We start from the raw sequence: 20,890 nt of genomic DNA, 5'->3' as shown, positions 1-20,890 counted from the left end.
CTGTTTCAGGCATGGCTCGGGTAGGGACGTGGCACGAGGCGGTCACGCCAGCCGGTGGAACGCGGACGGGTCAGGCGGCTCGAACTACCACCTGAGCCTCAGAGGGCGCGAGATCCAGCGCGGGCCGGAATCGGGCCAGCTCCGGGAGATCCGGCACCAGGTGGGCGTGCCGGTTGCACGCGGCGACGGCCTGCCGCATCGAGGTGTGCGGCGTGCGGATACGGGTCCAGTCGCCGGTGGAGTAGCCGACCACGGCCATCCCGCGGCGGACGTTGGGAATCTGGGTCGCGGCGAACACCGCGTGCGGGGAGACGTCGCCGAAGGCCATCTTGGCCGTCGATTCGTCATTGACGCGGTGCACGGTCCGGCCAGTCAGCTGGGCGCGGAGCATGGTGATCCCGTCACCGAGTTCGGACCCAAAGCGCTGCCCGTAGATGTCGAGGAACATGCCCGCCGCACGCCCGAGCTGGGCGAGGCGGATAAGGGCGGTGACGATCCGATCCCGTCGCGGATCGTTCCGCTTGGCGCTGAGAGCGAGTTCGGCGATCTCGTCGATGGTGACCACCACCGGGACCGGGCGTAGGGCTTCGGGCAGGTCCCAGATGTTCGCGGCGATCTCGGCATCCGGGGTGTCGGCGCTGATCCGCTGTTCGCGGCGGACCACGTCGTAGATGGACTCCATCCGAGCCACGAGGGCTTCGAGCAGGTCGGCGGCGTCATCGGGATTGTCGGCCAGCGCGGAGAAGCGACGGGCGAACGGTCCGAGTTCGATCTTCTTGCAGTCGATGCCCACCAGCGCGACCGGCTGTGCGGCGAGCTCCTTGATCACGGTGCGCTGAAAGACGGACTTACCGGACTGCGTGGCACCGACCGTGACCGAGTGTGGCACCTCGCGGTAATCCCGGTAGTGGACCGAGCCGTCCTCCACGAGAGCGACCGGGATCTTCAACAAGCCACGGTCGGTCTTGGCGGGCATCTGTACGTGCCTGAGCACGTCGTAGCCGGTCAGGGTGATCTCGACGACGCCCGGCTTAACCTCTCGGGAGGTGACCTGATGGACGCCGAAGGAGTGGCGCAGTCGGTCGGCCGCGGCGGAGAACTCGAAGGCGTCCTGACCGGGACGCATCTTGATCCGCAGCCGGATGCCGGTCCGTGTCGGCCGCAGCCACAGCAGTCGGGGCACCCGCTGCTGCGGTACGGGCTTGTTGAACCACCGGGCGAGCGCGAGCCGCAGGCGCGAGGCCGGCACGGTCAGGTGGCAGGCGTCCATGACGGCCGCGTAGCGGAAGCGGATCCGGAGCGCAGCCAGGGCAACGCCGAAGGTCAGCCAGTACCAGGCCGGGCGGCGCCACCTCAGCAGCAGCGCCACCCCGGCCACGATCGCAAGCGCGATCATTAACCGGGCCATGATCAGGCCGCCTTGGGCTTGGCTGCCTCGGTCACCAGCGAGGTGACGGCGACCGCACGGAAGCTGATTCCGTGCCGCTTTTGGCCGTTGAACTCGTTCTCCCACGGCCGGGCCACCAGACCGGTCAGGGCGACCGGCGTACCCATAACCAGCTCGCCGGAGATGTCGGGCTCTGCCACGGTCACCGTGATGACCTCAGCGTTTCCGTTCATGACGAACAGAACATCCACGGTCACCAGCGCGCTGCCGGTCTCCTGGTCGGTGGCGATCTCACCGGTCCGACGGTCCTTGACCTTGGGCTGCGGGGGCTGCGCCACCATTGCGGTGGCGGACGAAGTGTCGACGGGGATCTGACGCATCGTGCGTACTCCTTGGGTGAGTGTTGGCGCCAAGTAGCAACTGGCTCAAGCCAGTTCAACTGGCTTGCACCAGTAGTACTGGCTCAAGCCAGTAGCGTCAACCCCTTCACCGCAACTGGCTTGAGCCAGGCGATACAGTGACGTCAGCCAGTTAGGAGACTCGATGACGGATCAGGCCGGCGAGAGCAAGCCGCCCAGCCAGCGGATCGCCGACGAACTACGCACCGCGATTCAAGGCGGGGAGTACGAGCCCGGGGAGAAGCTGAAGTCGCAACGCGCGTTCGCGGAGCAGTACGGCGTAGCACGCAACACCGTGGACGAAGCGTTCAAGATCCTCGGCCGCGAGGGACTCGTCACCTCGGAGTGGGGGCGCGGGGTATTCGTGCGGGAAAAGCAGGCACTGATCCGCCTGGGGAACGACAGGTACTCACCCAAGTACCGGGAAACCGGCCTCTCCCCGTTCCTGATCGAGTGCGCGAAGCAGGGGAAGACCGGCCGGTTCGAAGTGCTCGGCATCGAGCGAGTGAAGCCGGACGCCGAACTGGCCAAGCAGCTCAAGGTGCCAGGCAAGACGAAGTCGGTGCTGCGGCGGGAAAACGTGTTCTACGCGGACGACGACCCCGTCTACCGGGTCACGACATGGATCCCGTGGAGCATCGCGGAGGGCACCGGGCTGATCGAGGATGAAGTCCCCCACCAGTACGGCATCCACGGGATTCTCGAAGAGAAGGGTCACGTCATGGCCCGGATCAACGACGAGATCACGGCACGTATGCCCACTCCGGAGGAGGTTCGCTACCTCAGCCTGCCGTCTGGAGTCCCTGTGATCGAAGTTGCCCACACCAGCCTTGACCAGGACGGCGAGCCGTACGAGCTGACGAAGTTCGTGATGCGGGCCGACATGAACGGGCTCAGCTACAACGTACCTGTCGAGTGAGGACGAGATGCACCGCGACGCAGCCGGACAGACCACGACCATCCGCCCACGCACAGAAGCAGACCTGCCAGGGGCGGCGGCGGCTCTTGTCGCCGTTCACGCCGTTGACGGATACCCAGTGGAAGGCGTCGACGCCCCGCTGGAATGGCTGAGCCCCGCGGGCGTTCTTCAAGCGTGGGTGGCGGAGAAGGGCGGCGAGATCGTTGGGCATGCCATGCTCAGCCGGCCTCAGGGCGAGGACGCCGTGGAGATGTGGCTCGAGCAGAGCGGCGACTCCGCGGACCACGTAGCCGTAGGTGCCCGTCTGTTCATCGCACCCGAGGCGCGAGGCGAAGGGCTCGGCGAGCGGTTGATGCGGACCGGGTTCGACTACGCCCGGGACCACGGGCTACGGGTCGTTCTCGACGTGATGACCAAGGACAAGGCAGCCATCCGGCTCTACGAACGGTTGGGGATGCAGCGCCTCGGGACCGCCAAGCACACGTACGGCGAGGGGCAGGAGATCGACGCTGTCTGCTACGTCTCCCCACCCCCCGCAGCCTAACCGGGTGCCGAAGGCGGGTCCGTGCGAAGCCACGCGCGCTTGTGCCGGGCCACCGCGAACAGCGAATCGACCTGGTCCAGAGTGAGCTGCCCGGTCAACGGCGCCAGGGCGGAGACCTCCCGTTCCTGGTAGGTCCGCACGGTGTGCTGCGTCGGTGCGCGCACCACCGAGGCGACATCGACGAAGGCAAGGACAGGCACCACGTCGGGAGCGAAGCCGGCGTAGCGCTCCAACACCCTTCGCACATAAGCGGCTTCCACCTTACTCACTGCGGGGTACGGGTGCGGGAAGCCGTTGACCTTGGCCACCTCGTCACCGACCCAGACCGATGCACCAGGATGCCGCTTCGTGTTGAAGACGAACACCCCGCCGGGACCGATCAACAGGTGATCGATGTCCCCGCCATTGCCCTTGGGGATGCCATGCAGAACCCGCCAGCCATGAACGGTGAGACGTTCCAGCTCACGGCCCACCCTCTTTTCCCCTTCAAGGCCATCGAGCCACGATTCCCAGCCTGAGGGGCGTTTCAGCAACTTGGACCAGACTCGCGCAACAACCGAGGGGCCACGGACGGCCATGTCGCTGAGGAGTACTGCACCGGGAGGGTTCTTCGCCAAGTCATCGGCAACGGTGAGTTCGGGCAGAGACAGGGGACGTCGATCACGCCGCGGCTTCGCCGGGGGCGATGATTGCTGAAGAGGCTTGACCGGCCGAGGCCGACGAGAAGGCGTGCGGTCTGGGCGGTCGGTGCGCACGGTCACCGGATCACCAAGGTGTTGGCGGAGCAGGGCGACAGCCTCGTGCCGATGCTCGGTGACCTTGACAGTGATGACCTTGGAATCCCGGTCCGCCCACGCGACCGGCGTGCCGTCGGGCAGGTTCACATAGAGCCTGTCCTTACCGTGCCGCTTCCACGGATTCACCGTGAGGCCTTCCATCGACTCCGCCCCCCAAGTGCGCATTTGTCCCCAGCACTCATGGCAGCAGCCGACGATGCCCCCTGCAAGGGCGCCATGCGGCCAAACTTTCCCTACTTCATCAAGGCTCGCTGCGCTCGCTCGTCCGGCGGTCAACGGCGCTCATCGATCATCGCCAACCCGGCCGCCGCACACTCCGCCCAAGCACATCAACGGCCGCATACGGCCCGCATGCCACCGCCACCACGATCCGGCCTCAGGAGGGGAAAACACAACTGCGGCCGGACCTCAACGCCCCGCTTCTGGGGCCACGCCGCGTCCCCTTCCACCTGGTTGCCTACATAAGTAGGTCGGATCAACCGAGGGCCGCATCAAGCGCGGCGGCGCCGGCCGGTCGCCGCCGCGCCGCCTCAATGTCTCCGCCACCGGCCGCACGTCGCCGCCCGCCCGTCGCCGCACACAGCGGCCACATTCCAACACGGGCACAGGGACGAACCGTGATCCCCAACGGTGCAGGTCAAAGACACTTTGTGTTCCCGAAAAGGGCCGGATCGTGGTGGCGGTGGCATGCGGGGCCGACGCTGCCAGATGCGCGGGCGTTCGTACGGCCCGCTGATCCCGCACCAGGCCGCTGACCGGACGGCGGGCGCGGCCATGAGTGGGGAGAAACCCCGCTGTGGCTGGGGCGGTCGGCTCCACGACTTTAGCCAGCCACTTTGGCGCGAGCCTCGAAGATCATGGCCCCAACGTCGTGCTTTACCGGGCAGGTCCACAGACTGCCCGACGCGCCGGAAGCTTACGGGGCCATGATCACTCGCGCCAAAGCAGCTCCCGGCCAAAGTCGCTCCACCGATCTACATGTGAAGCACTGGCATCGACACCAGCTTGCTGAGCGCCGCGGGTCGCTCTCAGGTCCGACAACCTCGAACGTCTCGCTCCGGATGCACCACAGGCAGAGTCGCACAAGATTCCGAGCCCTGACCGTGCCTCGAGGCAACCACCAAACCGCTGATCACAAGACTCAAGGTGCCCACGCGTGTCAGTGGGCTGCGCTAGCCTGCATCCGTGATTACAGGTGAGCTGAAGAGCAAGATCGATCGACTGTGGGACGCCTTCTGGTCAGGAGGTATCTCCAATCCGCTGGAGGTCATCGAACAGATCACCTACCTGATGTTCATCCGACGCCTCGATATCCTGGAGCAGGCGAAGGAGAACAGAGCCAATCGCACCGGACGACCAGTCGAGAACTCGATCTACGCGGACGACACTCAGGTCTTGCGCTGGTCGATGTTCATCAACGAATCCCCCGAGAACATGCTCACCCGGGTACGTGACGGTGTCTTCCCCTGGTTGCGCACGCTGGGCGGTGAGGGGTCCACGTACGCGCACCACATGAAAGACGCACGATTCACCATCACAACCTCAAACTTGCTCACCAAGGCTGCCGACATGATCAATGGCATCGACATGGGTGACAAGGATACAAAGGGTGACCTATACGAGTACATGCTCAGCAAGATCGCCACTGCTGGACAGAACGGTCAATTTCGCACCCCCCGGCACATCATCCAGCTAATGGTCGAGATGATGGCTCCACAGCCAGGAGACGAGATCTGCGACCCAGCATGTGGCACAGCTGGCTTCCTAGTGGCTTCCGCTGAGTATGTGGAGCGCACTCACCGCGAGGCATTGTTTGAGCCAGCCCAGCGGCAGCACTTCAACGAGAGCATGTTCCACGGCTTCGACTTCGACAGCACCATGCTTCGTATCGGCAGCATGAATATGCTTCTGCACTCAATTGAGAACCCTGACATCCGCTACCGTGATTCGCTTGCCCAGAGCGCAGCCAGCGAGGCTGACCGGTACTCCCTCATTCTTGCCAATCCTCCCTTCGCCGGCAGCCTCGACTACGAGGCGACGGCGACTGACTTGCAGAAGGTCGTCAAGACCAAGAAGACTGAGCTGCTCTTCCTTGCCCTCTTCCTGAGGCTACTCAAGCCAGGTGGCCGGGCTGCAGTCATCGTCCCCGAAGGGGTTCTATTCAGTTCCAGCAAAGCACACAAGGAGCTCCGGGAGCTGCTCGTTGAAAACCACAAGCTGGACGCGGTGGTGAAGCTACCGGTTGGGGCCTTCCGGCCCTACGCAGGCGTATCCACTGCGATCCTCTTCTTCACCAAGACCAACAGCGGCGGCACCGACAACGTTTGGTTTTACGAGGTCACTGCAGACGGCTGGAGTTTGGACGACAGACGCGCGCCTCTGCTCGACAAGGACAAACTCGGACCGCTTGTAGGCGACGTCGAGTTGACCGAAGATGAACACGCCAAAAACAATCTGCCTGACGTACTGGCCCGCTGGAAGCGCCGGAACGGAAGTGAGCAGGAACGGGAGCGCACCGAGCAGAGCTTCTGTGTTCCAGCGGCTGACATCGCTGCCCAAAGTTATGACCTGAGCCTCAATCGGTACAAGGAGATCATTCACGAGAATGTGGAGCACCGCGCGCCGATTGATCTCTTGGACGACCTAGCTCAGCTCGAAGCAGAAATCCAGCAGGAGATGAGCGAACTGAGGGGAATGCTGGGATGAGCAAGTGGCCCCTGGTACCTTTGTCTTCTGTGGCATCAATCGAGCGCTCCGTAATTCAACCTGCGGATATTGATGCGTCAGAATATTATGTTGGATTGGAGAATATCGCTCGGGGTGGCGGCTTTGTCGGCGTGAAGCCAGCCGGAGTTACCGGAATCAATAGCGCTAAATTCATTTTCGATGCCAGGCAAGTTTTGTTTGGGAAACTTCGGCCATATCTTGCCAAGATTGCCTGTCCTGATTTCTCGGGCGTTTGCAGTACCGACATTCTCCCTATTACGCCCGGACCCGATCTCGACAGATCCTATCTCAGTCGATTTCTCGGGCTCCCCGATACAATTGCGCTCGCTACGAGCCGCTCAGCAGGGGCAAATCTCCCCCGGCTTTCCCCTCGGGAGCTTGCGAAATTCATGCTACCGCTACCTCCTTTGAAGGAACAGCAGCGGATCGCGCAGGTACTGGACCGTGCAGATGCGCTGCGCAGGCGCCGGCGCCAAGCCATCTCCCTACTCGATGAGCTGGCCCACTCCATCTTCATTGAAATGTTCGGCGACCCAAGTGAGAATCCTTTGGGGTGGCAGAAAGACAGTCTGGCCAACTTGGCTGACAGCGACGACCGGATCAACTACGGCGTTGTCCAGCCTGGCGACGACCACCCGGGCGGAGTACCGCTCGTGCGAGTGGGGGATCTGGTCGGCGGGCGGGTAGACCGTTCGGCGATCAAGAAAATTGATCCCCAGATCGAGGCGAAATATTCGCGCTCCCGCCTGAAAGGTAATGAGGTACTTGTCGGTTGCGTCGGATCCATTGGGGCGATTGCCGTCGCCAGGGCTTCTGACATTGGATCCAATGTGGCGCGCGCAGTAGCGCGAATTCCCATTTCCTCAGAACCTCGGAGAGAATACGTGGCCGAGCATCTGAGGGCGGCTAGCGTACAGCATTACTTCACGAGTGAGCTGCGCACGGTTGCACAACCCACTCTTAACATTAGGCAGCTTTCGGACACGATTGTCATGGTCCCTCCTGAGGAATTGCAAACAGAATTTGCATTGCGAGTCGCCGCAGTCCGCAGGATCAAGGAAAGCCACACGCGACACCTTGATTCGCTCGACGCCCTATTCGCCACCCTCCAGGATCGCGCGTTTCGCGGCGAGCCGTGGTCACACAATTCCGGATTCGTTGCCTGACGCGCGCTGAACCATCTCAGACTTTCTTAACCTGCACTATCGAAAGGCTGCCACTGTGAGTAACTTTGCGTTTCTTCAGGCCGAGTGGCCCGATCTGCACCGCGAAGCTGTCCACGCAGAGCGACTGGCGCACGCGGACCCAAGGGCATCGGCGTTCTACGCCCGGCGGGTGCTGGAACTCGCAGTAGCATGGCTATTCGAGGCCGATGGCACGCTCAAGCTGCCGTATCACAGCGATCTGGCAGCGCTAATTGCTGAGCCGACGCTGGTGAAGGTGGCTGGCCCTGCGATCCGGGCGAAGATGGACGTCATCCGTCGGCAGGGCAATGTCGCAGTGCATCGCAAGACCCCTGTTGCGCCAAAGGATGCAGTGCGTACAGTCGCTGAGTTGTTTCATGTCTTGTATTGGATGGCCCGTACCTATACACGCGACCCGGCGCGACTGCCCGTTTCCACCCTCTCGTTTGACACCGCGCTGATACCTCGCCCGGTCCCGGCGGAGGTGCGAATCGCCAAGCAGGCCGAACTGAAAACGCAGGCCGAGAAGTATGCTGCACAGGATGCTGCGCTGGCCGCCGAGCGGAAGAAGAACCAAGACCTCGATGCCGAAATTGTCCAGCTGCGCGCTGAGATCAAAGCGGCCAAGGCCGCAAACGAGGCGCAGCCGGACACGCACGACTACAACGAGGCCGAGACTCGCACCCTGATCATCGACCTCCTTCTCAAGGAGGCCGGCTGGGCGTTGGATCAGCCGAGGGATCGTGAGTACCCGGTTGCGGGCTTGCCCACCTCTGCCGCACCTTCCGGCAATGGCAAGGTCGACTACGTCCTGTGGGACGACGATGGCAAGCCCTTGGCCGTCGTGGAGGCCAAGCGGAGCACGCGCGACCCCAAACAGGGCAAGTACCAAGCAACCCTCTATGCCGATGCCCTGGAAGCACAGTTTAAGCAGCGGCCGGTGATCTTCTACACCAACGGGTATCGCACGTACCTGTTCGACGATCTTAAATACCCGCCTCGTGAGGTTCAGGGCTTTTACACCAAGGACGAGCTACGTCTCCTGGTCCAGCGCCGGGCCAGCCGTCGCAGCCTCGCCAAGCTGCCAATCAACGAGCAGATCGCCGGCCGTCACTACCAGTCCCGGGCAATAAGACGGATCGCCGACTCCTTTGAAAAGGACTCGCTACGCCACGCCCTGCTCGTGATGGCAACCGGCTCGGGTAAGACCCGCACCGTGATTGCGCTCAGCGATCTGATGATGCGCGCTAACTGGGCCAAGCGCATCCTCTTCCTCGCCGACCGTAAAGCCCTGGTCAAGCAGGCCACCACCGAATTCAAGAAGCACCTGCCAGGTGCCCCGGTGGTGAACCTGCTGGAGGAGAAGGACCCCAATGCGCGGGTGTTCGTCTCCACCTATCCGACCATGATGAATCTGATCGACCAGACCGACGCCGAGGGTCGCCGTTCCTTTGGTCCCGGCTTCTTCGACCTGATCGTGATCGACGAGGCACATCGCTCGATCTACCAGCGATACGGAGCAATCTTCGACTACTTCGACGCACTCCTCGTGGGCCTGACAGCTACGCCTAAGGACGAGGTCGATCGGAATACCTATCGACGCTTCGAGCTTGAGGACGGCGTGCCCACCGACGTCTACAGCCTGGACGAGGCCGTGGCCGAGGGTTACTTGGTAGCGCCGCGTGCCGTCGATGTCCCGTTGAAGTTCCAGCGCGGAGGCATCAAGTACGACGACCTGTCCGACGAGGACAAAGAGAAGTGGGACGAGACGGAGTGGAGCGAGGACGGCGACATCCCCGACGAGATCACCACTGAAGAGCTGAATAAGTATCTCTTCAACGCTGACACCGTCGACAAGGTCCTTCAGACCCTGATGACACACGGTCTGAAGGTTGACGGCGGCGACAAGCTAGGCAAAACCATCGTCTTCGCCGCCAACAACCACCACGCTGAGTTCATCGCCGAGCGGTTCGACAAGAACTACCCGCACCTCAAGGGAGCCTTTGCGCAAGTCATCACCTACCGTAAGGAGTACGCCCAGAGCCTGATCGACAAGTTCTCCGACGCGGCGGAGCTTCCCCAGATCGCGATCTCCGTTGACATGATGGACACCGGCATCGATGTCCCCGAAGCCGTCAACCTCGTCTTCTTCAAGCTGGTCCGCTCCAAGACCAAGTTCTGGCAGATGATCGGCCGTGGCACCCGCCTGGCGCCCGACCTGTTCGGCCCGAACCGCAGTAAGGATGGCTTCCTGGTTTTTGACCTGTGCCAGAACATCGAATTCTTCAACCAGAACCTGATGCGGGCCGAAGGAAAGGTCGCCCCCTCTCTGAGCCAGCGGATCTTCGAGCGTCGCGCCGACCTACTCCTTGCCCTCGACGGAGTTACAGATCCCAGCCAAGGGGCAGCCGTGGAGGCCGCCGTACGCCCTGAGTACGACGGCACGGTCAGCGAGTCTGGCTTGCGCTGGGACCTCGCCACACGGCTGCATGATGAAGTAACGGCGATGAACTTGGGTAACTTCTTGGTCCGCTCACACCGCGAACAGGTTGAAGCCTTCGCCGACTTTGACGCCTGGCTTGCGTTCACGTCTGACGCACACGGCCAGGTCATCGATCATCTGGCAGGGCTCCCGACCGCTTTCCGGGACAAGGACGACACCGGCGAAGAGGCCAAGCGATTCGACCTGCTGGCGCTCCGTCTCCAACTCACGGTCGTGAATGGAGACCCAGGCTTCACTCGCCTACGAGACCAGGTCCAGGAGATCGCATCTACCCTGCTCGATCAACTGACCATCCCTGCAATTAAGGCCCAGCAGCTCCTGCTCGACGATGTCGCGGGCGACGAATGGTGGCAGGACGTGACACTGCCCCTGTTGGAGACCATGCGTCGCCGTCTGCGCGGACTCGTGCGCCTGATCGAGAAGACCAAGCGCGGCATCGTCTACACCGATTTTGAGGACGAGCTTGGCGAGCTGACCGCTGCCACGCTCAGCGGCATGGAAATCGGCACCGACCTCACCCGTTTCGAACAGAAGATCCGCATCTACCTAAACACGCACCAGGACCAAATCGCCGTCCAGAAGATCCGTCGTAACAAGCAGATTACCGCTACAGACCTGGCCGAGCTGGAACAGATCTTCGTCGAGGCTGGCCTGGGTACCACAGCAGACATTAACTACACCAAGGACGCTAAGGGCGGCCTCGGCCTTTTTCTGCGGTCGCTGACAGGCTTGGAGCGGGAGGCGGCTGCTCTGGCTTTCGATACCTTCCAGCGGGGCAAGACGTTCACAGCCAACCAGCTCCGCTTCGTCAACGAGTTGATCGACTACCTGGCACGCAACGGCACGATTGAAGTCGACGCGCTCTATGAGTCGCCGTTCACTGCGCTGGCACCGACCGGTCCCGAGGCGATCTTTCCAGAGGCTGAGGTGGACGTCATGGTGTCTGTCATTTATTCAATCCGCTCTACCGCTGTCGCCTCCGAAAGTGCGGCGTAGTCAACCAGACCCGGAGGAGAAGCAATGCGTCAAAGGAAGTCACCGAAGAGTGCCCTGGGACGGGACAGGACGGGTACATGGACGAAAATGCGCCTGGCGACGAGTGGTACGTGATCTGCCCGGTCTGCACAACGAAGTGGGCAAGAGGCAGCACCATCATCGAGCCCCACAAGGACTGGCGGATGCGCTGACCCGTCAGCGGACTGCCGCTGCTAAATGGCCGCTGGGGCTAGTACCACGCCTAGCAAAAATCGACCTTCCCAATGTCCGCAGGCAGCCTCTGAACCTTGAGGGTAAAGCGAGCGGCTTCGACACGAAACCCGGGCTTTCACGGCGTTCCTGCCGTAGGGACGACTGTCAACAAGGTGGTCTGGAGCCTGTGGACCACATGTGGACAAGCCTGCTAGTACGGATCTCACGCGAAGCCACGACCTGCAGCGATGTCCCGCACACGAGGGCCCTCCGGAGCCGTGTGCGCAGGTTCGAATCCTGCCGGGGGCACCCCTTATGAGGTGCCCAAAGACCCCGTCACCAGCGGAAACGCTGAGGCCGGGGTCTTCGCGTATCTACGATCATGCGCAGGCGGATGCCGCCGAAAGCAGCCGTTTGCCAGTGATCACGTTGTAATGACGTGTTGATCTTGAAGGGTTTCAGACCTGTTCAGCGGCTGTTCCGCGGCTCTTGGAGAGTCACAGCGTGGACCGAGGGCGCACCGGTCATGCAACTCGGATCACGCGTTGTCGCCGGGGTGGAGCACCGCCTCCGCAATCTCGCGTACGCGGTCGTACGTCATACCGGTCCGCTGATCGACTGCGAGGGGATGATCGGTGGGTTCCAGCACGATGAAGGGACGCTGGCCGATGGGACGTGTGTGAGCGTTCGTCTTCAGGTTGAGCGTGCTGGGCGAATACAGACTCAGCTCAGTGGTCAGCCAGCCGAAGTACGGCTTCTCAGCTTCACGCCCAGGGGTGTTCCACATGTCCAGGGCTCGGGCGAAGCTGTCCCGACTCAAGGAGACCCAGACGCCCCAGGAGAAGGGGGCTTCCCTGCCGACCACCGGTATCTCGATCAGGCCCTTGATGAAGTAGTGCTGGCCTTTGATGATGCACTGGTCACTGGAGAGCATGCTGTCGGGATCGTCCGCGAAGCTCTCGTGCCAGACGTCGGGGGCCGTGGTCGAGTAGCCCATCGGAAGCTCCGCGTGGCACTCCCCGCAACATGAGCAGGTGAAGCCTAGATCTTTCGCCATGGCCGGGAGCTTAACCAGCCGCCCATGACATCCGACCATCCGGCCGCACATTGAAAGCGCCCTTGGGTGGCTATCCACGGTTGCGGCGTCGAACGCGACACCCGCCGGCGCGTAACCCTTCGCGAGGAATCGCCAATCGATCAAACACTAAGACGAACTCAAAGCCATCTTGTTCTAAACCTGACCGACTTTGCCAATGCATGATCAGCCCCCTGCTAGCGTGCGCCGGGTCCAAAGAGCCACCACGGGGAGGGTCGTTGATGCAGGACAGAGTCCGCAAAGCAGTGCAGGCGGCAGGCGTAATCGGTGCAGCCACCGTGTTAGGCCTTGCTACGTCCACCGCTGCTAGCGCCCACGTCGTCTATGAGGACGAGGAGGTGTGGTCGAACTCCGATAGTTCAAAATGCGAGTACACCTATTCCGAGGTCTCTCACGGCGGTAGCGGCGGCTACACGAAGACTCAAGGTCATGCCGGACAAAACGGAAGCGGAATCGGCGGCTGCATTTTCCCCTACGAGCGCCCAGCTGGCGATCTCGAAGTGGGCTACCAGTACATGAAGTACGGCGGCGGTAAGTGGTACGTCTGCCGTGAGTACATGAGCGGCATTTACAACTCTGCGAAGACCAGCATCCTCACGACCAGCTACAACTTCGGCATAGCCCCACCGTGCGGAGGCGGCGACTACGCCACCAAGGCGGGTTCTGGCCTCTACTACGGCGGTACCTGGTACGGCCGTAACGTCCCGATCTGGTCCGGGTCCCACTTCATCGAGCCGTAGAGCGAAAGGTAGTCACGTGAGCAAGATTCTTACCGGAGCCGTTGCCGCAGCAGCGCTCATCATCGTCGGTGGGGCGGCAGCGTCATCTGCAATGGCAACCGATACGCCGCACACGCCGCCGCCACCGCCGGCGTGGGTAAATGCCGACGGAACAACCGACGTCAGCAAGGTTCCCGACAAGCTCCCTGTCATGGGATCGGACGGGAACCCCCTAAAGGACAAGGATGGCAAGCAGGTCTACGTGCCAAGCGGCGTACAGCCGCCCGCTCCTGGGTTAAGGCGCGCGACTGCGGACGACCCCAATGCGAAGCGCTGGACGGAAACCGATAGCGAGGGGCATACCATCGAGCACGTTGACGTGGCGCCGACAGCTCCAGCAGCAGGCTGACATCGACTGGCGGGGAAGGGGAACAGTATGCGACTGGTCCTGATTCTGTGTGCAATGTGGTATTTCCTCCTCGCCGTCCTACTGGTCGGAACTGGTCCCGCTTTCCTATCTGTCGTCGCCGCCGCTGCGCTGGGCGTCTGTTCAGCGACGCTGCTAAGAGCAGTTGCTGTCTGGAACGGAGACCGGGAGCGTGCCGTAAACTCCGCGCGCCGTTCCTCCTGGGCGGTCCTGGCAATCTGCGGCATGTTCGTAGCGGTGTGGGCTGCCTCTGTCATCTCGGCCGGCGCATACCCCATGTTCTACGCAGCACGAGCCAACGGAACGCTGCTCTCGCTCGGCGCCACCGTCTCACCTGCCCTTTTGGTACTCATCGCCTCACGGGTCTCGCGCCGACGACCGCAGGACCACGCTTTCGGGTCACCAGAGTGAGCTGCATGACGAACGGGAACCCCGGACCAGAGGCGGCCCGGGGTTCCCGTTCGGCGGTCATGTGGTTGTGTCAGTCCGTGAGGTCGTCCTCCTCCCCCAGCCCTTGCATGATCCGGTCGCTCATCTCCTGCTCCTGGCCTTCGATGCACCGGGCGTAGATCTTCAGCAGGACGTCCACCGAGTGGCCCGCGCGGGCGGCGACCTCTGGGGCCGGGACACCGGAGTTGAGCCACTGGGAGACTCCCGCGTGCCGGAGGTCGTACGGCCGGAAGGCGAGGACCGAGGACACCTGATCCGGGACGAGGGCGAGTTCCCGTGCCTGCTTCCACGCACGCGAGTACGAGGAGGCCGCGATCACGTTGCCCCGCTCGCTGGAGAACAGCCGGCCGTCCTTCGCCGTACCGAATTCCTCGAAGTGCTCGCGCAGCAGTCGCACCAGCGGAGGCGGCACGATGCGTACCTCGCCCGGGGCTCGTTGCTTCAGCCCCCGCCGGTCATGCGCCTCGCCGGAGTCGGTCCACGCCTTCCCTGCCGAGGGACGCGTCTCCGCCAGTTCGATGCGTCCCCAGCCCGACGCCGGAAGCATGCAGTCGGGTCGGCGGAGCCCGAGCGCCTCGCCCGGCCGCATAGCCGCGTAGTACAGGCATCCGAAGAATGCCCGCAGCCGCCGACCACCCGCCCGCTCGAAGCCGCCCACGTAAGTGAGCGCAGTCAGCAGCTCCCGAGCCTGCCGCGGGTTGACCACCACCCGGCGGTCGACTTCCTGCACCGCGCGCTTGCCACGCTTGCGACGCACCCGACTCAGCGGGTTGGATGTGAGGTGCTCCAGCTCCACCGCGTATTCGAGCGCGTTGAAGACCACCGCCCGGCGACGCCGATACGTCTGCGTCGCCGCAGGTTTGCCGTCCAGCTTTCGCCCCAGTCCGTCGATCAGCTCATGGACACGGGTGATCTCTTGCAGCTCTCCGACCGGAAGCGAGGCCTTCTCGATCCAGCGCACCGCAGAGGCGATCTCTTCCGGCCGCTCCCGGTCCCGGCGCGGCACGGGCAGGACGTACGAGCGGAGAGCGCGACGCAAGGCCCCCGGGGTCGGCCGCCCCCGTCCCGGCTTGACGAGGACGGGAATGACCGTCGCCAAGGCATCGGTCATGCTGTCCCGGTGCTTGGCTGATGCCTCCGACCACCGGGCATCGACGTACTTGATCGCCAGGTCGAGGAAGGAGAGGGCGGCCCTCCCGCCTCGGAGCGAGTCGGGGAGGCCCGTCACCGTGTCGAACGGCTCACCCTTGTCGAGTGCCCGCACCAGCTTGGCCCGGAAGCGATCGGCCAGCGCCTTCGTCTTGTGCGACTCACTGAACGGCTGTCCGTCGACCACCCAGCGCACGAGGTAAGTCGGCTTCTTGGTGGTCTTGTTGACCGACAGTTTCCAGACAGAAGCCTTGTACGACTTCACGAGGCCACTCCCTCCGCCCGCTCCTCCAACCAGTCGTTGAGCACGTCACGCCGAACCCGCAACTCACCGTTCGGCAGCCGTATGCAGGCCGGAGCGATACGGAGCTCCCGCCAGCGGTAGAAGGTGCGCCGGGAGATGCCGCCGAGCTCATCGAGCACCTGCCGAACGGTGAGAAGTTCGGCCGATTTCGTACGGGTGTCACGCGCCACGGGAAGCACCGCCCTCCCGTACCGAAGCAGCCAGAAGAGCCGCTTCCGGCGAGTAGCCGCGCCCGGCATAGCTCCACGTGCCGACCGTGACCGTCGGTCGCGAGCCGATACCGAGGACGGCCCGCTGCTCCTCCGCGCGATGTTCGGCGCGAGCCTGCCGGAGTGCGGTCAGAGTGGTGGAGTAGCGACGCGACTTGCTGGAGAAGTGGCCGCCGTAACCGAGCATGTGCGCCCAGCGCCGCAAGCCGAGCGGCGCGAAGTCCGGCAGGCCGCCGAGCCATCAGCACGTGCTGATCATGCGGAGCACGTGGGCGCGTACGGGTAATAGGACCAGGTCCCGCGCCCCGTGAATACGACCGTCCACCGCGCCGGCGGTCTCGGCTCCCTTCGTCGCGTACTTGGCGATGTAACCGGCCACGGCCGCCGAAGTCAGCCGCTCCCCCGCCCCGAAAGCGAAGATGGGGCGTACGTCGATCTGCTCCCCGAACCGCAGCACGCGCAGTCCGACGATGTCCCGCCCGGGGGCCAGAAGCCGCACCCTCTCGGTAGCGCCGCGGACAGCTGCCGAGAGCAGGGAAGTCGTGGCCCAGCCCGGAGGAGTCGAGTTGGCCCCCTCCGGGCCGTCGAGGCGGATGACGGCATGGAAGTGGACCAGTCCGCGCCGTTGGTACTCGGCGACCTTGGTGTACGACAGTCGGGCGCTCTCGCTGAACTCCCCGCGGGAGAGTCCAGCCGTCCGGGCGATCTCGCGACGCAGCTCCAAGATGAAGCGGTGCCAGAGTCCACCTGATTGCGCCTGCCAGAGCACAGCTCCGGCGTAGTCGTAGCAGCGCGGGCAGAGAGGTTCTCCGAGCCGCGGGTCGTCGTCCGTGTGCCGTGCGTGGCACCCGGCCGGCGATCCATGCGGGCAGGGCTCACCGGACTTGCGGGGTCGGCAGGCCCGTACGCGGCCGTCGCGCTCCCGGCGAGTGTGGACCGGGCCGAAGCCTGGAGCGGTGAGCGTTGCGAACACCCGGGGATGGCCGCCCACTTCCTCTCCCACGCTCTTGCCGCCGACCAGGCCGGCACGGATCAGTTGGTACGTGTCCGCCTGGTAGATGCGGGCGCAGGTCGGGCAGACCGCCGCACGGCGGTTGCCGCACGCTGTGAGCAGCCGGCCGCCGTAGACGTCCGAGCCGTACGAGAGGAGGGCCTCGCAGCGCAAGGACGGAATCCGCGTCGGTCTCGGAGACGTGGCCGCCATCAAGACCACCGCGGACATGTTCGCCGAACTGGACGACCGGTTCGGCGGCGACCACGCACGGCACGCTGCGATCCAGTACCTCAGCACCGAAGTCGCGCCGCTCCTGCGCGGTCAGTACACCGAGCAGGTCGGCCGAGCCCTGCTCTCCACCGCGGCGGAAGCAACACTCCTCGCCGGTTGGATGTCCTACGACGCCTGCCGCCACGGCTTGGCACAGCGGTACTTCCTCCAGGCTCTCCGCCTGGCCCAGGACGCCAACGACCGCCGGCTCGCCGGAAGCATCCTGTCGGCCATGAGCCACCAGGCGACTTTCCTCGGTCGCTACACGCAGGCCGCGACGCTCGCCCGTGCGGCTCTCATGGGCATCTCTCCGGTGGCCACGCCCACCCTTCGCGCCCAGTTCCACGCGATGGAGGCCCGCGCGCTTGCCCGGACCGGGGACGTACGAGCCTGCGAAGCCGCCTTGAGCGCCGCCACGGAAGCACTGGAGGGCCGAAACACCGACGACGAGCCCGAATGGATCAGCTACTTCGACGAAGCTGAGCTCGCCGCAGAGGCCGCCCACTGCTTCCGTGACGTCAACAGCGCCCGGCAAGCCGTCGCGCACGCTGAGAACGCGATGAGCGGAAGCCATGTACGGAGCGACTTCTTCGCGACCATGGTGCTCGCCGACGCCCACCTACGCGCCGGGGACGTCGAGGAGGCGTGCCGCGTGGCAGTCGATGCGCTTGACCTGGGCGAGCAGCTCAAGTCGGCGCGATGCGTCAGTTACCTTGCCGAGTTCCGGCAGAACCTCGCCGCGGTTGACGACAGTCCCGACGTCCAGGCATTCGCCGAGCAGGTCAGAGAGCACAGGCTGTGGATCGTCTCGGGCGATCACGTCGGGGTCTAACTAATCGTTCCAAAATGAGATCGATGTGTCGCCTGGTGGTTGGTGATCTTCGCAGGCAGGGTCTGCATGGTGCCCGATGATCTTGTTTCTGATGCGCTGTGGGCGTGCGCATCACAGCTTGGCGGGACGTTTCCGGATCCAATAGTGGGCTGCTCAGGGGTGACTACCTCGCGCCGCCTGCGGAACTGGACTGAGACCAGGGCTTGGCCCCGCCACCGCACGGCAGATGCCCGCCCGAGCCCGGAGCGGGGCTTGTGCACGTCATCAACTACTTGACGATCTCCTCGATCACGCTCTGGGCGATGCTCGACACCTGGTCGGTACTCAGCCCGTCACACTCCTTCGGCCGCTCCGGCTTCCCCTTCAACTTCAGAGTGCCCGGCTCGTACTGTGCCTTGATCGCGTTCCGGCACGCGGCCGGATCAGGGTCGTGGTGTTCGCTGGCACAGCCGGCAAGTGCGAGGCCGACGGTGAGCAGCAGGGCGGTGGCGGTGCGACGGCGCATTGTGTCCCCCGGAGCGTTGACGTGCTGCCGTGCATGATGCCGCCCGGCCACGCCACCTGGAGGCGGTACAGCCGGGACGATCACCATTGTCTGGTTAGGACAGCTTCCACTCGCCGGTCTGCTCGGCAAAACCGGAGTCCATGCCGAACTGCACGACCGACACCTTCGACGCCTTCGGCACCTCGAACACAATCCAACCGAGCGCCTTCGCACCCGGCTTGAGCTTCACCTCCGCGACCATGGACGGCCCGGCGGAAATGTCGCCGAACGTGGACTGGAACTGCTGCCCGTCCTTGTCGGCAAGCTGCGCACCATTGGAGGGACTGTCGTCGTAAGCGACGCTGCCGGTGTTGGCCAGACGGAACTGGACACCCACGAACCGCTTGCCGGACGTGGGCGTGGTGAACTCGTCGGCGCCCTTCGCAGGGTCGACGACCTTGACCACGGTGACGTCGAGCTTGCTGCCGTCGTCGGTGCCCTTGAGGGTGATGGTGTCACCGACCTTGGCGACGTCCGGGGCCTTGGACGTCTTGGCAGCCGGCTTCTTGCCGCTGCTCTTGCCAGCGGGTGCGGCCTTGGGCTTGTCGGTGACGGTACTGCCGGTGTTGCAAGCGGTGAGGCTGAGCGCACAGGCCGCAATGACGGCTGCGGCGGAGAGTCTGATGCGGGTGCGGTGGTTCATAGTCCCCCCAGGGATTTGTGTCACAGAAGTGAAGGCTATGTAAAGACCCCGCATGGTTGCACGTTTAACCAGAAAAAGCTGCAACCCCCACGCGACTCGAAACGTCCACTGTCACCTTCCAAACCAACAACCCACACCGCAGGCCCACTTCAGACATGGCAACGCCCCACGGCGGGGTATGCCGCAGGGCGTCTTCCAGAAGTGCGGGCGCGACCCAGCGCGTAGCGGCCAACCCGGAGGCGCAGTCACCATCCGAAGGCCCGCACGAAGAACTCCGCGACCGCGAGCAGCACCAGGCCGGCGAGGAGCGGGCCCGTGACACGTACGGGCCGTCCGGATCCGGGGGCTCCCGGCCACCTCGCCCCGCGGGACGATCCCTCCATGCTCCGCAGCACGGTGCTCTTGGCGGTACGTCTCAGCCTGTCGTGGGGTGACGGGCGGGCGGACTACACGTCACAGCCGGCGTCGGTACTCAAAAGCCGGGAGCCGCTCCACCACGCGATCCACATGGCGAGGCAGCGGCCCCCCAACGGCAGTCCGTGCAGAGTTCTCCAGCGGTACGCAGCGCCTCCCGCCGCAACCCCACAGAATCACCCGTGCCACTTCAGCTGGTACGGCGGGCCAGTCGCGCCACACGGCCACGGCATCAACTATCGGCTCGGCCGCCCGATTGCTGTGAGCAACGCCCAAGTCCGGACGGAACGTACGGATCGGCTTCTCTCCGGGCAGGCGGAAATCCTGCTGTGGCGAGCCTCGCGTACAACTGGACCAGTGGCGTCCAGGGGGTGACGCTGCACCGCACCGCGAGAACACGCCAGAGGATGCGACAGAATCCGGAACGCCGGGCTTACAGGGGTTGCCGCGCGTTCAAATCGGGCGCCACTCGCCCCGCCCCTCCCCTGAACACCGTCAAACGCTACGCACGAGCCGACCGGCCCGAGCGGATGCTCCGCGTCCCCAAATACCGCCCCAGCCTCGTCGACCCCTACCGCGAGCACCTGCGCAAACGCCGAGCTGAGGACCCCGCCGTCGCCGTCAAGCACCTCTTCGAAGAGATCAAGGCCCTCGGCTACGAAGGCTGCCTCAACCTCCTGCACAAGTACATCAACCAAGGCCGCGCGGACGCCGACCGCAGCCACATCTCCCCACGCCGGCTCACCCGGATGCTCCTCACCAGGCCCGACAACCTCAAGACCGAACATCACGACCTCCTGGCACGGCTCACCGCCGTCTGCCCCGAGATGACCCAACTGGCCGCCCGCATCGCGGATTTCGCCCAGCTCCTGACGCCTCGCGAAGGAAACGCCGACCGGCTCTCACGCTGGATCGTCCAAGTCCGCGCGACCGATCTATCCCATCTGCGCTCCTTCGCCCGGGGCCTGGACCGAGACCGGGACGCTGTGATCGCCGCGCTCACACTTCCGTACAGCAACGGCCCCACTGAGGGCGTCAACACCAAAACCAAGCGGATCGCGCGCCAGATGCACGGACGAGCCGGCTTCACCCTGCTTGGGCGTGTCAGGGATCTTGTGTAAGTCGGTTGGTGTCATTGGATGCTGAGCCGGTTCTCGAAGAAGAGTGAGAACTGGTTCAGTGCCTCTTTCCA

The 20,890-nt window shown here is 64.0% G+C and carries 15 protein-coding genes and 3 pseudogenes; 9 read left to right on the top strand and 9 right to left on the bottom strand.

What is annotated here, in order from left to right:
* Positions 1–70 precede the first annotated feature (70 nt).
* Both ACZ4AA_RS34025 and ACZ4AA_RS34020 read right to left on the bottom strand, forming a co-directional pair.
* Complete coding sequence (locus tag ACZ4AA_RS34025; RefSeq protein ID WP_467611280.1) at positions 71–1,408, bottom strand: FtsK/SpoIIIE domain-containing protein; 1,338 nt, start codon at positions 1,406–1,408, stop codon at positions 71–73.
* Between the two features lie 2 nt (positions 1,409–1,410).
* Positions 1,411–1,767, bottom strand: a complete 357-nt coding sequence (locus ACZ4AA_RS34020; protein ID WP_121415015.1) for an SCO3933 family regulatory protein — start codon at positions 1,765–1,767, stop codon at positions 1,411–1,413.
* A 163-nt stretch (positions 1,768–1,930) separates the two neighbouring features.
* Here ACZ4AA_RS34020 and ACZ4AA_RS34015 point away from each other — a divergent pair, with 163 nt between their 5' ends.
* Complete coding sequence (locus ACZ4AA_RS34015) at positions 1,931–2,704, top strand: GntR family transcriptional regulator (protein WP_467611278.1); 774 nt, start codon at positions 1,931–1,933, stop codon at positions 2,702–2,704.
* Positions 2,705–2,822: 118 nt separating this feature from the next.
* Positions 2,823–3,248, top strand: a complete 426-nt coding sequence (locus ACZ4AA_RS34010; RefSeq protein ID WP_467611276.1) for a GNAT family N-acetyltransferase — start codon at positions 2,823–2,825, stop codon at positions 3,246–3,248.
* On the opposite strand, the gene ACZ4AA_RS34005 is transcribed toward ACZ4AA_RS34010, so the two are convergent.
* Entirely contained in the window at positions 3,245–4,186 is a 942-nt protein-coding gene (locus tag ACZ4AA_RS34005) for a nuclease-related domain-containing protein (protein WP_467611274.1), read from the bottom strand. The two genes, ACZ4AA_RS34010 and ACZ4AA_RS34005, sit on opposite strands and share 4 nt — an antisense overlap.
* A gap of 1,044 nt (positions 4,187–5,230) precedes the next feature.
* Here ACZ4AA_RS34005 and ACZ4AA_RS34000 point away from each other — a divergent pair.
* From ACZ4AA_RS34000 to ACZ4AA_RS33990, 3 genes are read left to right on the top strand one after another with little or no spacing between them, the layout of a single operon-like run.
* Positions 5,231–6,751, top strand: coding sequence for a type I restriction-modification system subunit M (locus ACZ4AA_RS34000; RefSeq protein ID WP_467611272.1), 1,521 nt, complete (start codon positions 5,231–5,233; stop codon positions 6,749–6,751).
* Positions 6,752–6,780: 29 nt separating this feature from the next.
* Complete coding sequence (locus ACZ4AA_RS33995) at positions 6,781–7,938, top strand: restriction endonuclease subunit S (protein WP_467611270.1); 1,158 nt, start codon at positions 6,781–6,783, stop codon at positions 7,936–7,938.
* Positions 7,939–7,993: 55 nt separating this feature from the next.
* The gene (locus ACZ4AA_RS33990; protein WP_467611268.1) at positions 7,994–11,455 is read left to right on the top strand and encodes a DEAD/DEAH box helicase family protein; all 3,462 of its coding nucleotides are present in this window, start codon (positions 7,994–7,996) and stop codon (positions 11,453–11,455) included.
* Positions 11,456–12,185: 730 nt separating this feature from the next.
* Here ACZ4AA_RS33990 and ACZ4AA_RS33985 read toward each other — a convergent pair.
* Positions 12,186–12,644: a DUF2199 domain-containing protein gene (locus tag ACZ4AA_RS33985; protein WP_467611266.1), complete on the bottom strand. Its 459-nt coding sequence runs from the start codon at positions 12,642–12,644 to the stop codon at positions 12,186–12,188.
* Between the two features lie 320 nt (positions 12,645–12,964).
* Between ACZ4AA_RS33985 and ACZ4AA_RS33980 the strand changes: the two genes are divergently transcribed.
* Both ACZ4AA_RS33980 and ACZ4AA_RS33975 read left to right on the top strand, forming a co-directional pair.
* Positions 12,965–13,483 (top strand): hypothetical protein, encoded by a 519-nt coding sequence (locus tag ACZ4AA_RS33980; RefSeq protein ID WP_467611264.1) that lies wholly within the window; start codon positions 12,965–12,967, stop codon positions 13,481–13,483.
* A gap of 16 nt (positions 13,484–13,499) precedes the next feature.
* Entirely contained in the window at positions 13,500–13,871 is a 372-nt protein-coding gene (locus ACZ4AA_RS33975; protein ID WP_467319129.1) for a hypothetical protein, read from the top strand.
* A gap of 499 nt (positions 13,872–14,370) precedes the next feature.
* On the opposite strand, the gene ACZ4AA_RS33970 is transcribed toward ACZ4AA_RS33975, so the two are convergent.
* The 3 genes and pseudogenes from ACZ4AA_RS33970 to ACZ4AA_RS33960 form a co-directional block, all read right to left on the bottom strand.
* A complete protein-coding gene (locus tag ACZ4AA_RS33970) occupies positions 14,371–15,753 on the bottom strand; it encodes a tyrosine-type recombinase/integrase (RefSeq protein ID WP_467611262.1) in 1,383 nt (460 codons plus the stop codon).
* A complete protein-coding gene (locus ACZ4AA_RS33965; RefSeq protein WP_467611260.1) occupies positions 15,750–15,962 on the bottom strand; it encodes a helix-turn-helix transcriptional regulator in 213 nt (70 codons plus the stop codon). Before ACZ4AA_RS33965 ends, ACZ4AA_RS33970 begins: the two co-directional genes overlap by 4 nt.
* Positions 15,952–17,154, bottom strand: a pseudogene (locus tag ACZ4AA_RS33960) (replication initiator); the annotation flags it as partial. The gene ACZ4AA_RS33965 and the pseudogene ACZ4AA_RS33960, both read right to left, overlap by 11 nt.
* A gap of 7 nt (positions 17,155–17,161) precedes the next feature.
* Between ACZ4AA_RS33960 and ACZ4AA_RS33955 the strand changes: the two are divergent.
* A pseudogene (locus ACZ4AA_RS33955) lies at positions 17,162–18,097 on the top strand (hypothetical protein); the annotation flags it as partial.
* Positions 18,098–18,365: 268 nt separating this feature from the next.
* On the opposite strand, the gene ACZ4AA_RS33950 reads toward ACZ4AA_RS33955, so the two are convergent.
* Together ACZ4AA_RS33950 and ACZ4AA_RS33945 are read right to left on the bottom strand one after the other, a co-directional pair.
* Positions 18,366–18,602: a hypothetical protein gene (locus ACZ4AA_RS33950; RefSeq protein WP_467611258.1), complete on the bottom strand. Its 237-nt coding sequence runs from the start codon at positions 18,600–18,602 to the stop codon at positions 18,366–18,368.
* A 94-nt stretch (positions 18,603–18,696) separates the two neighbouring features.
* Positions 18,697–19,284: a DUF4352 domain-containing protein gene (locus tag ACZ4AA_RS33945; RefSeq protein WP_467611256.1), complete on the bottom strand. Its 588-nt coding sequence runs from the start codon at positions 19,282–19,284 to the stop codon at positions 18,697–18,699.
* A gap of 899 nt (positions 19,285–20,183) precedes the next feature.
* Between ACZ4AA_RS33945 and ACZ4AA_RS33940 the strand changes: the two are divergent.
* A pseudogene (locus ACZ4AA_RS33940) lies at positions 20,184–20,819 on the top strand (ISL3 family transposase); the annotation flags it as partial.
* Between the last annotated feature and the right edge of the window lie 71 nt (positions 20,820–20,890).

Source organism: Streptomyces sp. NPDC024698, from assembly GCF_055559015.1.
This window is presented reverse-complemented; position numbering and strand designations above follow the sequence as displayed.